This is a genomic window from Paenibacillus sp. FSL W8-0426, assembly GCF_037969725.1.
Taxonomy (GTDB): Bacteria; Bacillota; Bacilli; order Paenibacillales; family Paenibacillaceae; genus Paenibacillus; species Paenibacillus hubeiensis.
Window position 1 is genome coordinate 6,181,747 of record NZ_CP150203.1, and the last position, 12,739, is coordinate 6,194,485.

Here is a 12,739-nt window from a genome sequence, read left to right on the forward strand (position 1 = left end):
CCCGAATGCCAAGGAACTGCTCCGACTTATTCGGCCCGAAGTTCAAGCAGCGCGTCGCGAAGCTCGGCGGCACGTTCGAATTGCAGGTTCTTGGCAGCATCCTTCATCTCTGCCTCCAGGCGTTGAATCAGCGACTGGCGCTCCTTCTTCGACATTTTGCCGGCCGCGCCGGACAAGTATTCGTTCTTCGATTCGGCCACCTTGGTCGCCTCGATCACGTCACGCACTTTTTTGCGGATTGTCTGCGGTGTAATGCCGTGCTTCTCGTTGTACGCGATCTGGATGGAGCGGCGACGTTCCGTTTCCTTGATCGCCATGTCCATCGAATCGGTCACCTTGTCGCCATACAATATAACCCTGCCCTCGCTGTTCCTCGCGGCCCGGCCGATCGTCTGGATCAGCGAACGCTCGGAACGAAGGAATCCTTCCTTGTCGGCATCCAGAATCGCCACCAGCGATACCTCAGGCAAATCTAGTCCTTCCCTCAGCAGGTTGATGCCGATCAACACGTGGAACGTCCCCAGCCTCAGATCGCGAAGGATGGCCATCCGTTCCAGCGTTTTGATATCCGAATGCAGATATCGCACCTTGATCCCGATTTCCTTCAGGTAGTCGGTCAGGTCCTCGGCCATTTTCTTCGTCAGCGTGGTGATCAGCACGCGCTCATCCTTCTCGATCCGGTCGCGAATTTCCCCGATGAGATCATCGATCTGGCCTTTTGTAGGACGCAGGTCAATGACAGGGTCAAGCAGGCCGGTAGGTCGAATGATTTGTTCCACCATTTTATCGGTATGCTCGATTTCATATGGTCCCGGCGTTGCCGATACGTAGATGATCTGGTTCATCTTTTCCTCGAATTCCTCGAACTTGAGTGGACGGTTATCCAGTGCCGACGGCAGACGGAAGCCGTGTTCGACCAGCACGGTTTTGCGTGCCTGGTCACCGTTGTACATGGCCCGGATCTGCGGCAGCGTCACGTGCGACTCGTCGACCACAATCAGCATGTCGTCCGGAAAATAATCCAGCAGCGTATAAGGCGTGTCGCCACGTTCGCGGAACGTCAGCGGCCCCGAGTAGTTCTCGATTCCCGAACAGAAACCGACTTCCTTCATCATTTCGATATCGTACCGCGTGCGTTGCTCCAAGCGTTGGGCCTCAAGCAGCTTGCCTTGCTCGCGGAACTTCTCAAGCTGCTCCTCAAGCTCTCGTTCGATATTGACCAATGCGGCGCGCATCGTCTCTTCCTGGGTAACGAAGTGAGACGCCGGAAAGATCGCGATGTGCTCGCGCTCGCCGATCAGTTCCCCCGTCAGCACGTCGATTTCGGTAATGCGTTCGATCTCGTCGCCGAACAGCTCGACCCGGACAGCATGCTCGCCTTTCGATGCCGGGAAAATCTCGATGACGTCGCCGCGCACTCGAAAGGTGCCGCGCACGAAGTTGATGTCGTTCCGCTGGTACTGTATTTCCACCAGACGGGACAGAATCTGGTTTCGCGGTTTCTCCATGCCCACCCTGAGGGACAGCAGCATGTTGGAATATTCGTGCGGCGATCCCAAACCGTAGATGCAGGACACGCTCGCTACGATAATGACATCCCGGCGTTCGAACAGCGAACTGGTCGCCGCATGCCGCAGCTTGTCGATTTCCTCGTTGATGCTCGAATCTTTCTCGATGTAGGTATCAGAGGAAGGAATGTAGGCTTCCGGCTGGTAATAGTCGTAATAACTTACGAAATACTCCACCATGTTGTTCGGAAAAAATTCCTTGAATTCGCTCGCAAGCTGGGCAGCCAGCGTTTTGTTGTGGGCAATGACCAGCGTCGGGCGCTGCAGTTTGGCAATGGTTTGCGCAATGGTGAACGTCTTGCCCGTTCCGGTCGCCCCCAGGAGCGTCTGATACCTCTTCCCTTCCTGAACGCCCTTCACCAACTGTTCGATGGCTGCAGGCTGATCACCTTGGGGAGAAAACTCTGACTCGATTTCGAACGTTTTGTCGCTCATGATAATATCGCTCATTGCCGTATCTCACCCTATCGTCTAAAATAATAGTCACTATATATTGTCGAAGTTCCCCGAATTTTGATATGGGAAAACTTATATCAATAGGAATATTTGTTCCCGTTCAATTATACCCTGTTGATGCAAGCGATGCAAACACGAAGTGAAGACAGGAGTGGGTTATTTTATGGATATTGCGACACTTATCGGTATCATTGCCGGGATTGCCGCAGTTATCAGCGGATTTCTGTGGGAAGGGGGCCAGCTATCCGGACTTTTGCAAAAAACGGCTGCATTGATCGTTTTCGGCGGTACGATCGCCGCCGTGGCCGCCAGCTTCCCTGTACATCGGCTGCGAACGATTCCTGCCGCGCTGCGCATGGCTTTCGGGCGGGGCGGCGACGAATCGAAGCAATGGGTCGACGAACTCGTGGACATGTCTACGCTCGCCCGTCGATCAGGGGTGCTCGCACTGGAGCGCAAAGTCATGGAACATCCGAACCAATTTCTGAAAGACGGCATTCAGATGGTTGTGGACGGCACCGACCGGGACGTCGTTCGCCAGATCATGGAACTGGAGATCGATGCCGTCGAGCAGAAGCATGAAGGCTATGCCAAAATATTCGAATCTGCCGGAGGATATGCCCCTACCATGGGTATCATCGGCACCGTTATGGGTCTGATCCAGGTCCTGGGCAGCCTTACGGATCCAACCGGACTGGGTCCGGCCATTGCCGTTGCTTTCACCGCAACCTTGTATGGCGTAGCCAGCGCGAACTTGATCTTTTTGCCTATCGCCTCCAAAATCAGGTCCCGCAGCGCGGAAGAGATCCAGACCATGGAGGTCCTGCTTGAAGGCGTGCTTGCCATTCAGGCCGGAGAGAACCCGATGCTGGTACGCAAACGGCTGGAATCTTTCACCCTTGCCCATCGCCAGGTCACCCGCACTACGTTGAAGGAGGGGTTGGATGAGCCGGCGCAGTAGGCGGCGGGGAAAACGCATGTCTGCCGATCATCGGGATCGGTGGATGATTACCTATGCCGACCTGATTACCCTTTTGCTGATATTCTTCGTCATCATGTACGCCATGAGCAATCTGGACACGAGCAAGTATACGGTCGTAACCCAATCGCTGCAGAGCACGTTCAGTGAATCCCATTCCCTGCTGGAACAAGGAGAAGGCCTGGGCGGAACCGCGGGACAAGCCATTACGAAGAATCCACCGCCGTCGACGGAGGGCGAAGGAAACGGGGAAGGGCAGCAGTCGCCAGCCGATTCCGAGGAAACACCGCTTACCGAGCGGGAAGAACAATTCAGGGCTCAGGAGCAGGAATTGCAGAACCTGTACGACGTCATTACCCAATACATCAACGAAAACAATCTTGGCGAACAAATTTTCGTCGCGGATAAGCCCCAAGGCATTTCCATCACGTTAAGCGACCGCTTTCTCTTCGATCAAGGCCAGGCCGCGCTCAAAAGCGGAGCCGCACCAACGCTGGGCAAGCTTGCCAGCCTGTTCCAAGACCTGAGCATGACGATCAGCATCGAAGGGCACACGGACAATGTGCCGATCGGAGTCAAATCGCCGTATGAAGACAATTGGCAGCTTTCGGGGGAACGCGCTTTGTCGGTACTGAGGTTTTTCCTGGATGAAAAAAAACTGGATCCCGATCACTTCCAATATGCGGGTTACGCGGATACGCGTCCTGCCGCCGACAACGCCACCGCCGCGGGACGGCAAAAAAACCGGCGCGTGGAAATTACCGTATTGCGCCAGCTTCAGCCTTGATCTAACATCAACAAAAGCACGGTCCATTCGGCAAACGAACGAATCGTGCTTTTGTCATTTGGGATTTTGAAAATTTAATGGTAGTGCGATCTACTGCAATGCAAGATCCCACTTCACTCTAATGTAGATGCTGTCGGGATCTGTAAATAGCTGTTGTACAATTTTCAAGTGCTTCTGTACTACGGTTTCTTCGGTTGTCCCTAACCGGAACAGCCTACCTGCCATGAAAGCGACAGCGTACTCCTTCCAGGAGTTATATGCAGATTGTGCCTTCAATGCAATGTCCAAAAGAAGAGCGTTTGATTCGGTACGGGTAATGATGCCTACATGGGCACATTTACGACACAAATACGCATCATATGCCCAATCCCATGCTGCAATTCCTGCCGCAGGCAACTGGTACATGTAGGTTCTTACAATTAAATATTCGTGATATTTTGTATTCTCAGGCTTCAGCGATTGTATGTACTTCAGTTGTTCCTCATCGCGCATCGTATCCAGAAATGCCCTCATCTCTTCAAACAAACGGCTGTTTTCGCCACCTTTGACTCGTTCAATCCATAATAACATCGACGCTTTGTCGTGAATCTCCCAATCCTCCAGCAACGTTTCACGCATTCGTTCCCGTTCCTCCTCACCGGCTTCGAATTCATAGTCATTGCGTTTGCTCAGATGTTCAAGCTCGTAAATGACTGCGCTCATTCCCCGGAGCCAGGGCCCTTTATCCGCAAGCTTAAGGCTTGGTGGGACCTGGCCTGATAATTCCGCGCGTTTCCACCCGTTCAATGAAAATCCCCCTTATACAAAATGCAGACTGACCGGCTCCTCTGGCACAAGATACTGAAGAGGAATCATAGAAGGCCATTGTTCATAAGCAGGTTTGCGTTTCTTGAAAATATCCCGTAAGGAGAAACTTGCCCGAGACTTCTGGGCCTGCATGCCTTGATGACGCCGTATATAATCCGGGTGTTCCGGCTGTTCCCGAATCGCTTCATCGGCATAATTAAGTGCCATTTCAATGTTGCCCATATCGTAATAAACCATGCTCAAATAACTGCAAACCTCTCCTCCATGCCCTTCTTCGTAGGCCTTACCCAATTCAAGTAATGCTTCGTCTAGATGACCTGTTCGATAAGCGCAAATACCGGCATATAACCAAATATGAGAGTCTATGTTTTCCGGCGGCTCGCCATCCAAATAAATTTCAAAACATGAACGGAAGCGCTCCCAGTCTTGGGCTTCGATCAGATAACGGGCAACGAACAGCAATCCCCAAAGCTTGAGCGAAGACATATCCCACATTTTTCTAGCCATTTCGTTTAATATAGCATGACTCTCTTGAGGATCGGCATCCATGGCGCAAAGAATCGTCATTCTGGCCAGTTCCTCGTCGTCAGGGAATTGTTCCAATCCCTGTTTATAAACATCTATCGCTTGTCGACTCCACCCTTGCTCACGCAAAATATCCCCTTCCAACAAAGGGCCCCTTGAATCCCCAGGCTTACCCCGACGAAATTGGCGGATGCACTCCAAAGCCTTATCTGTTTGTCTCAACTTTGCGTATACAATAGATAGATAGTAGGGAACTTCCAGAAGATTCTCTGGTGATTGCTCCTCGCTCTGCGAAACTTCGAATGCTCGAATCGATTGTTCGTATTGCCCCAGTTTAAGGTGCGCGATGCCTTTTTGCAGCCAATCAACAGGGTAATCGTCGTCGCTTGTTTCAAGGTATCTATAGTCCTGCAACGCTTCCACGAAACATTTATTATTGTAATAAACATACGCTCTGAGCGATCGATATTCATAGGTATCCGGGTCCAGGGCAATAGCCTTGTCTGAGTATTGAATCGACAATTCATTATGTACCTGTAAATGCGCAGCATAAGCAAGAAGATGCCAGGCCTTGGCATGTTCAGGGTCCAGCTGAGTTGCCCGTTTCAGATCCGGTAACGCCTTTGCACTATTCTCCATTTCAAGGTACAGCTGCCCTCGTTCAAAATAAATCTCGAATCCGCTCTCTTTTTCGGGACGGAATGCATTTTCCGAAAGACGAAGGACTGCCGTCGCTTCCTGATTCCTATCCTGGCGATGACATGCCTGAGCCCATAAAACATACAACGCGTCATTCAGTTCATGCATAATGTGGAGCTCTCCGATATATTGGATGACTTTCTCATCCCCATGAAGCTCCTTATACTCCAATGCAACCCGATATTGAAGTTCTTCTCGGATGTCTCGATCCTGCTCGATCTCTGCATCTATGCTCATCTTTTCGGCCAGCGTCAGCCTGCATTCTCTCAACGTAATCTGTGCTCCAAAATCATGAGGGAACAGCAAAACAAGCTTTTCCAAGACACGAATAGCCTCTCTATCACTGTTGTAATGGCGATAATAGCGTACCGTTCCATGCAAGGCGTCGGGATGATCGGGATTGAGCTGCAGTACGTTGTTGTAGAAATGAAATGCCTGTACCAGTTCCCCTTCGGCCTCGCACAACCTGGCGCTATGAAGCCACCCATCGATGGCCCCTGGCTCAAGCCGTTTAAACTGTTCGAACAATATACGTGCCCTCGCCTGATCTCGCTTCCACAAGCGGAATTTACCCGCAAGCCGGATCAAATCCGGATCGTTTGCATAGATCGCCATCGCTGCATCGATATGTGACTCGGCATCCCCCATGTTACCTTGCACCATGATTTGCAGAACGATTTCCCGAATACGGAAAAATGTTTCATGATCGACATTCTGTTCGCCTTTGAACGAATCATAACGAAGCTCGTGAACCCGTTCGAGCACAATGACAGGATATCGTGCAGTTTCTTCAGGCAAAACCTTCTTCAATTCATCTTGTATCTCTGACCATGCAAAAAACTCGTCCAGTTGCTTCCAAATTACTTTAGGCAGAAACGGACGCTCGGCGAGCAACCGAAGCAATTCTGTCCCTATTTGAAATTTCATGTCCAGCCGCCACAATTCCTCCGAATGTGTCCATTCCTCCCACACTGACGGATCGTTTCGCAGAGCTAAATTCCCTAAGATTCCTCGTGCTTGATTCAAAATCAAAAGGTTGCCATCGAAGTCCCGGTGCTCAGTCTCATACATCATCGTTCTATTCCACAGTCGACGACCAGTATGTACGGAAAACTCGTTTGGTAACTGCTCCTGTTCGAATTCCTGATGTTCCATGAAAGCAGCATGGGAAGGATTGATCCAGCGATATTCGTCGGGTAAATCAAAGACCTGATTCCCGTCAGCGTCGTTAGTTTCATCTATGTCTTCTTCTGGGTGTTGGTTATATGGAACTGCCCAACGATATTCTAGGGAATAAGAGAATGATTCGTCTGGAACTTGCTCGGATATCTCGAACGTCTGCCCCGGGTGGCTAAAGGATACTGGAATAATCTCATGGTCTATATGAGAAAACGCCGACGTATCTATCTCATTTTCATATTCGTATTCATCTTCAGGATCAAATAACTCCGCAGCGCGCAGCGCTTGTTCATATGCTTCCCGAAGCTGTTGAAAGCCCACTGGATCATCCTCGGGATGAGTATGGCGAAGTTGCCGGGCGTAAGCCCTCCTGATGGCTTTAACATCATACGTATGCTCAATTTCTAATCGATTCCAAATATCCATACCCATCTCACCATAACCTTAAAAATTCCTCGATTTGATCCAAAACTCGTTTCAATTTCTCGGCTTCCTGCTTAATCTCACGCATGTCCTGTTTCTTTAACTTGTCCTCGAATCGTACCATCGCATCTACGATCACCTGACGTTGCTCCGCCAAACTTTCCTCGTACAGCCGCTCACCGCGTGCCAGCAGGAGCCTGTTTTCCAACCGCTCGCGCGGATGCACTTTGATGGCTTCGAGTTCTTTGAACCGCTCGGCGATCTCTTCAAGAGACAGCCCCGTCTCTTTCTCCTGGATGATGGCCACCTTCTTCTCACCTGTCTCCACTGAAGATACCTCCACTTCGAGAATGCCGTTAATATCGTACGTATAACGAACATCAATGGATTGCAATCCTGCAGGCGCAGGAGGCACGTTAATGGTCAATTCTCCAAGCAGGATATTGTTCTCCACCAGACGGCTCTCTCCTTGATAAGTATCTACTGCAATGGCTGTTTGATTGTCTATTAAGGTGTTATATCGCCGAACCCGGCTTACTGGAACAACCGTGTTCCGTTCGATGATCGGGTCGAATATGCCTGATTCGTACCGTCCATTCCCCAAAGATTTTGAAATTGAGGTCCCCAACGTATAAGGGCATACATCGGTCAAAATAATTTCTTCCAGATCTTCATGGCGCTCCTTCATCGCCGCCTGAATTCCAACACCAATCGCGACGGCTTCATCCGGATGCAAGGAATTGGCTGGCAGCCTGCCAAACAATTTGCCTGTAAACGAAAAAATGACTGGCATCCGGGTCGCTCCTCCGACAAGGATGATTGCATCCAGTTCGCCGAGTTTGACGGCAGCATCACGGAGCGCACGTTCAACAGGCTTTTGCAAACGTGCCAGCAGCGGCTTCGCCAACTGCTCAAAGCGGGCACGATCGATGCTGATCTCTTTTACACCGTCTTCAAACTGCAGGGTCATCGTGCAGTCACGACCAGTACTCAATGCTTGCTTGCATAGTTCTGCCTGCTTCCAGAGTGCCATCTGCACTTTGCCCGAAAGCTCGCTTTGTTCCATTTGGTGATGGCTCAAAAACAAACTGGCCAATAAACCGGTAAAATCCTCGCCACCCAGAAAATTGTCGCCAGCTACCGATTTCACTTCCATAATGCCGTCGAACAGTTCCAAAATCGAAACATCGAAGGTTCCCCCACCTAGGTCAAAGATTAGAAACTTGGTTTCCGGTTCCTGTTGATGCAAACCATATGCGATGGCGGCAGCCGTCGGTTCGCTGAGCAAACGCTCCACTTTTAGCCCTGCCAACTGCCCTGCTCGTTTGGTCGCCCTGCGCTGTGCATCATTAAAGTACGCAGGTACACTGATGACGGCTTCCGTAATTTCCTTACCCAAATAGGCCTCTGCATCGGCCTTCAACGATTTCAGAATAAATGCCGATAACTCTTCCGGCAAAAAACGATATGTACCCAAACTAAATGCTTTGCTTGTTCCCATATATCTTTTAAATACAGATGCTGTCTTGCCAGGATGTGTGATTAGCCGCTCTTTGGCGACTTCACCCACCACGATCTCCCCGTTTTCGTCCACACTAACGACCGAAGGAGTGAGGCGATTGCCTAGTGCATTTGGTATGATGACCGATTCTCCATTGATCCAACAAGATACGAGACTATTCGTTGTGCCTAAATCGATGCCAATGATTGTCATGAATGTTCGACCTTCTTTCTACTTAACTTCCATAAACGATTGAACACACGTCCCTCATGGTACAATTTAACATATATTCTTTAATACAGGACATAGGTGTTCTCTCACGAAAAATCTTTTCGCAAAACCGCACATCCAAAACGCTATAGAGGGCTGTTTTTCATGCAAAATAATAAAACCCGAATGCACTGATGAAGTGCACCCGGGTTTATTAGGTTCATGCATCTTCCCCCGTTTGGGTGGGACGGAGAATGGCAGAACCGACGGTCAGCAAAATAAGGGCCATGATTCCCAAAATCAGCAGCGGCATTCGGATGTCGGACAACGTTCCCCCTGCCGAGATCGTTTCCACGGCCTGGATCGTCCATTTCTGGGGCACAACATTCGCGATCTTCTGCATATAGTCCGGCATGATGGACAACGGCCAGAAACATCCGCCAAGCATGCATGTCGGCGTAATAATCAAGGAATTCAGCATGCCCACGTTTTGCGATTTGCGAACCAATCCGGCAACCGTACTGGCGATTCCCATGGCTACCAGCATAAATGCCCCAAGAATAAGCACATGGGTGCCGAACGGAATTCCCGCATCATAATGCAATACCCAGCGGCTGATCGCGAGAACGAGCACGATCTGTACCAGTCCGATCGCCATGCTGCCCAAAAAATTGCCGATGGCAATCTCGTGTGCGCGCACCGGCGCCGTGTATACACGCGCCATCGTCCGCTGCCTGCGGTCCTCCATAATGACGGTCACCGCACTGCTGACCAATCCCATCATGAACATGATCGTAAATCCCGTGACGTTGTTCAATCCCGGCTTTGGATAAATGCGAAGTTCTGTCGTCTTCCCGGAAATGCGGTGTTTCCCCGTTTCCGCAAGCAGCTGTTCGAATTTCCCATCCATCTCGGAAGAAGAAAGAGTTACGCTCGAACCGGCCGCTCCGTTCGCATCGTTTAACGCAGCCTGCCTTACCGCAGCAGCGGACTGGCGGAATCCCTCATCCAATCCTTCGACGGCCGCTTTGAACGCGTATGAACCTTCCGTGACCTTCAGTTCGGTCAACCGAACCGAATTCGGTTCCCCGGCCAGCAAACGCTCGGTGTATCGGGACGGAATAACCAGCCCTATGCTTCCTTTCTGCGACTGGATCTTTTCCTGTACCTCTGCCTCGCTGTCCATCGGCTGGAGCACATACTCCGACTTCAGCGAAAGCTCTTGAATCATCGCAGCGCCTGCAGCACCTTGATCCTCGTTGACATAAGGAATCACTTCCCGCATGTTGTCGTCGTTTCCCAAAAGGGCAACGGCTGCCGTTACCACGACACAAGGAAGCAGAAGATACGAGAGTATGCCTCTCTTGCGTCCCAACGTGCGCCGAATCATTAACCAGGCGATATTCAGACTATTCATGACGGCCACCCGCCTTTCCATAGATCAATACTGCGGCTGCCAACAGCACCGCGCACACCGTGCCAAGCATCGTGATATTGTGCAGGATTTCCTGTATGGGAGCGTTCAGCATCATGGCCAGAAAGCTTTGAAGGGCCCAATGATTGACGGTAAATTCGCTTATTCGCTGTACGAACTCCACGGGAATCGGGGTAAATCCTCCGCTCACAAACGTCATCGCAATAATGACGGTCTGCAGGGCGGCATTGGCTGCGGGGGCGCTTTTGAACAATGCGGATAAAATGACGCCGAGCACCATCGATGCCACCGTAATCAGCAAACACACGAGGACGACCAGCATAGGGTGCATTCCCCAATTCACGTCATACAGCCAATACGTCATCAGCACGATGACCATGCCCTGCATGAACGCAAGCAGGCTGCTTCCGGCGATTTTGCCCGCAAAGATTTCAGAGCTGCGGAGGGGAGCTGCCTGCAAACGAAGCAAGGTGTTCCGGCTCTTCTCTCCGGAAATGCTGTTAATGGCCGTCATGCCCGAATACAGCATAAACATCGCCAGCATGGATGCCGCATAATATTGGGAGGCGCTGTATGTGCCGCCGCCATTTCCCGGATGGCTGACCTCTACAGAGGGGGTCTGTCCCGAATAATCCCCGGCTTGCTGCCGGTTGACTGATGCAGCCGCCGCATCCGGTCCAAGCACTTTGGCGACGGCCGCCTGCCGGTTCAATTCGTCCGCAAATCGGGAAAATACGGTTTCCCCCAGGGCGTTCTTCACGCTATCTTTTCCCGGAATCCAAGTCATTGTGGCCTGTTCCCCCTGCGTGGCGAGCTTTTCCAAACCGGCAGGAACGACTATCGCAAAATCGAGTTCCCCGTCCCGAAGTGCACGAACGGCTGCCTCTTGGGTGGCCATGGACCGTGGTTTGACCATGCCAGCCACTGCCGGAGTGGCCACAAAAGCATTCAGCGTCTGGCTGATCGTGCCGTCCGGTTCGTGCAGGACCAAGCCTACGCGCACCGGATCGATATGATCAACTTCTTCCGAACCCATCGTACCCGAGAGAGCCGCGCCCAGAATGAAAATCAGCAGCAACGGCAAGATGAACAGATTGATGAGCACCGAGCGCATGCGTAAAATGCGCTGCAGTTCAAAGATGCAAATATGCCATACTTTTATCATCTGTTCCCCTCCTAGTCCCGCAGCGTGCGTCCGGTGAGATGGAGGAACAGCGTTTCTAAGCTCGGCTCTTCCACCTTCAGCGACTGAATGGAAATATCGTGTTTGCTGCAAATGAACAGCATATCCTGCAAATCCTGCTGTGCCGAAGGCAGCGTGATGACGAGTTCATGGCCTGCGCATTCCACCGCGTGCACGCGGGGATGAAGCCTGATCTCTTCCACGGCAGCGTCCGTGATGCCGGACGTGGCCAGCACGATTTTTTCCTCGGAAGCCACCCGTTCCCTCAGCTCAGCCTCGGTCCCGCACGCAATGACATGCCCCTGGTCCATAATGGCCACCCTGTCGCTGATCGCCGCCACTTCCTCCATGTAGTGACTGGTATATATAACGGTCGACCCCATATCGTTCAACGTTCGTACCGACTCCAGTATGTGGTTCCGCGATTGCGGATCGATTCCTACCGTAGGTTCGTCCATAATAATGACATCCGGTCGGTGCATAATGGCACAAGCAATGTTAAGCCTGCGCTTCATTCCACCGGAAAACGTGGACGGAGCATCTTTTGCTTTGTCCTGCAGGCCGACGAATTCCAGCGACTCCTGCACCCGTTCCTTGAGCAGATGGCCCCGCAAGCCGTACAGGCGAGCAAAAAAAGTGACGTTTTCAGCCGCGCTCATCGATTCGTACAACGCCAGGTCCTGCGGCACGAGCCCAAGTCTGCGTTTGACTTCTAGCGGCTTTTCTTTGACAGATATGCCGTCCAGCCGGATATCCCCCTGGTCTATTTTGAGCAGCCCGGCAATCATGCTGATGGTTGTGCTTTTCCCTGCCCCGTTCGGACCGAGCAATCCGAAGATTTCGCCCTTTCCGATGCTCAGATTCAGATGGTCTACGGACAGCTTGCTGCCATACCGTTTAACTACGTTTTCGATTTCGAGTATGCCCATGCATCACACGCTCCTCTTGTCTCCGGCTTGTCGCGTCCGGTCCTTATAGTAGTATCAT

9 protein-coding genes are annotated in these 12,739 nt (G+C 51.5%); 2 read left to right on the forward strand and 7 right to left on the reverse strand.

The features are described from left to right. Positions 1-26: 26 nt before the first annotated feature. On the reverse strand, positions 27-2,018 hold the full coding sequence (uvrB, locus tag MKY59_RS28105) for an excinuclease ABC subunit UvrB (protein ID WP_236420880.1): 1,992 nt from the start codon (positions 2,016-2,018) through the stop codon (positions 27-29). A 169-nt stretch (positions 2,019-2,187) separates the two neighbouring features. Here uvrB and MKY59_RS28110 point away from each other — a divergent pair, with 169 nt between their 5' ends. Then, positions 2,188-2,985, forward strand: a complete 798-nt coding sequence (locus MKY59_RS28110) for a flagellar motor protein (RefSeq protein WP_236420881.1) — start codon at positions 2,188-2,190, stop codon at positions 2,983-2,985. Then, positions 2,969-3,790 carry a flagellar motor protein MotB gene (locus MKY59_RS28115; protein ID WP_339274857.1) on the forward strand — a complete coding sequence of 274 codons (822 nt, stop codon included), beginning with the start codon at positions 2,969-2,971 and terminating at the stop codon, positions 3,788-3,790. Before MKY59_RS28110 ends, MKY59_RS28115 begins: the two co-directional genes overlap by 17 nt. 90 nt (positions 3,791-3,880) lie before the next feature. Here the strand turns inward: MKY59_RS28115 and MKY59_RS28120 are convergent, their stop codons facing one another. The 6 genes from MKY59_RS28120 to MKY59_RS28145 form a co-directional block, all read right to left on the reverse strand. Continuing rightward, positions 3,881-4,576 carry a DUF1266 domain-containing protein gene (locus tag MKY59_RS28120; RefSeq protein WP_339274858.1) on the reverse strand — a complete coding sequence of 232 codons (696 nt, stop codon included), beginning with the start codon at positions 4,574-4,576 and terminating at the stop codon, positions 3,881-3,883. Positions 4,577-4,588: 12 nt separating this feature from the next. After that, complete coding sequence (locus MKY59_RS28125) at positions 4,589-7,426, reverse strand: tetratricopeptide repeat protein (protein WP_339274859.1); 2,838 nt, start codon at positions 7,424-7,426, stop codon at positions 4,589-4,591. A gap of 7 nt (positions 7,427-7,433) precedes the next feature. Then, positions 7,434-9,137 (reverse strand): molecular chaperone HscC, encoded by a 1,704-nt coding sequence (locus tag MKY59_RS28130; protein WP_339274860.1) that lies wholly within the window; start codon positions 9,135-9,137, stop codon positions 7,434-7,436. A gap of 217 nt (positions 9,138-9,354) precedes the next feature. After that, positions 9,355-10,551 (reverse strand): ABC transporter permease, encoded by a 1,197-nt coding sequence (locus MKY59_RS28135; RefSeq protein ID WP_339274862.1) that lies wholly within the window; start codon positions 10,549-10,551, stop codon positions 9,355-9,357. Then, positions 10,544-11,734 (reverse strand): ABC transporter permease, encoded by a 1,191-nt coding sequence (locus tag MKY59_RS28140; protein WP_339274864.1) that lies wholly within the window; start codon positions 11,732-11,734, stop codon positions 10,544-10,546. The genes MKY59_RS28135 and MKY59_RS28140 overlap by 8 nt, the downstream gene beginning before the upstream one ends. A gap of 11 nt (positions 11,735-11,745) precedes the next feature. Continuing rightward, the gene (locus MKY59_RS28145) at positions 11,746-12,681 is read right to left on the reverse strand and encodes an ABC transporter ATP-binding protein (protein WP_290371498.1); all 936 of its coding nucleotides are present in this window, start codon (positions 12,679-12,681) and stop codon (positions 11,746-11,748) included. Between the last annotated feature and the right edge of the window lie 58 nt (positions 12,682-12,739).

Bases quoted from the DNA above. Each gene is read 5' to 3' on its own strand.
- MKY59_RS28115 (WP_339274857.1), top strand. From the start codon at position 2,969: ATGAGCCGGCGCAGTAGGCGGCGGGGAAAACGCATGTCTGCCGATCAT.
- MKY59_RS28140 (WP_339274864.1), bottom strand. From the start codon at position 11,734: ATGATAAAAGTATGGCATATTTGCATCTTTGAACTGCAGCGCATTTTA.
- uvrB (WP_236420880.1), bottom strand. From the start codon at position 2,018: ATGAGCGATATTATCATGAGCGACAAAACGTTCGAAATCGAGTCAGAG.
- MKY59_RS28145 (WP_290371498.1), bottom strand. From the start codon at position 12,681: ATGGGCATACTCGAAATCGAAAACGTAGTTAAACGGTATGGCAGCAAG.
- MKY59_RS28135 (WP_339274862.1), bottom strand. From the start codon at position 10,551: ATGAATAGTCTGAATATCGCCTGGTTAATGATTCGGCGCACGTTGGGA.
- MKY59_RS28130 (WP_339274860.1), bottom strand. From the start codon at position 9,137: ATGACAATCATTGGCATCGATTTAGGCACAACGAATAGTCTCGTATCT.
- MKY59_RS28110 (WP_236420881.1), top strand. From the start codon at position 2,188: ATGGATATTGCGACACTTATCGGTATCATTGCCGGGATTGCCGCAGTT.
- MKY59_RS28125 (WP_339274859.1), bottom strand. From the start codon at position 7,426: ATGGATATTTGGAATCGATTAGAAATTGAGCATACGTATGATGTTAAA.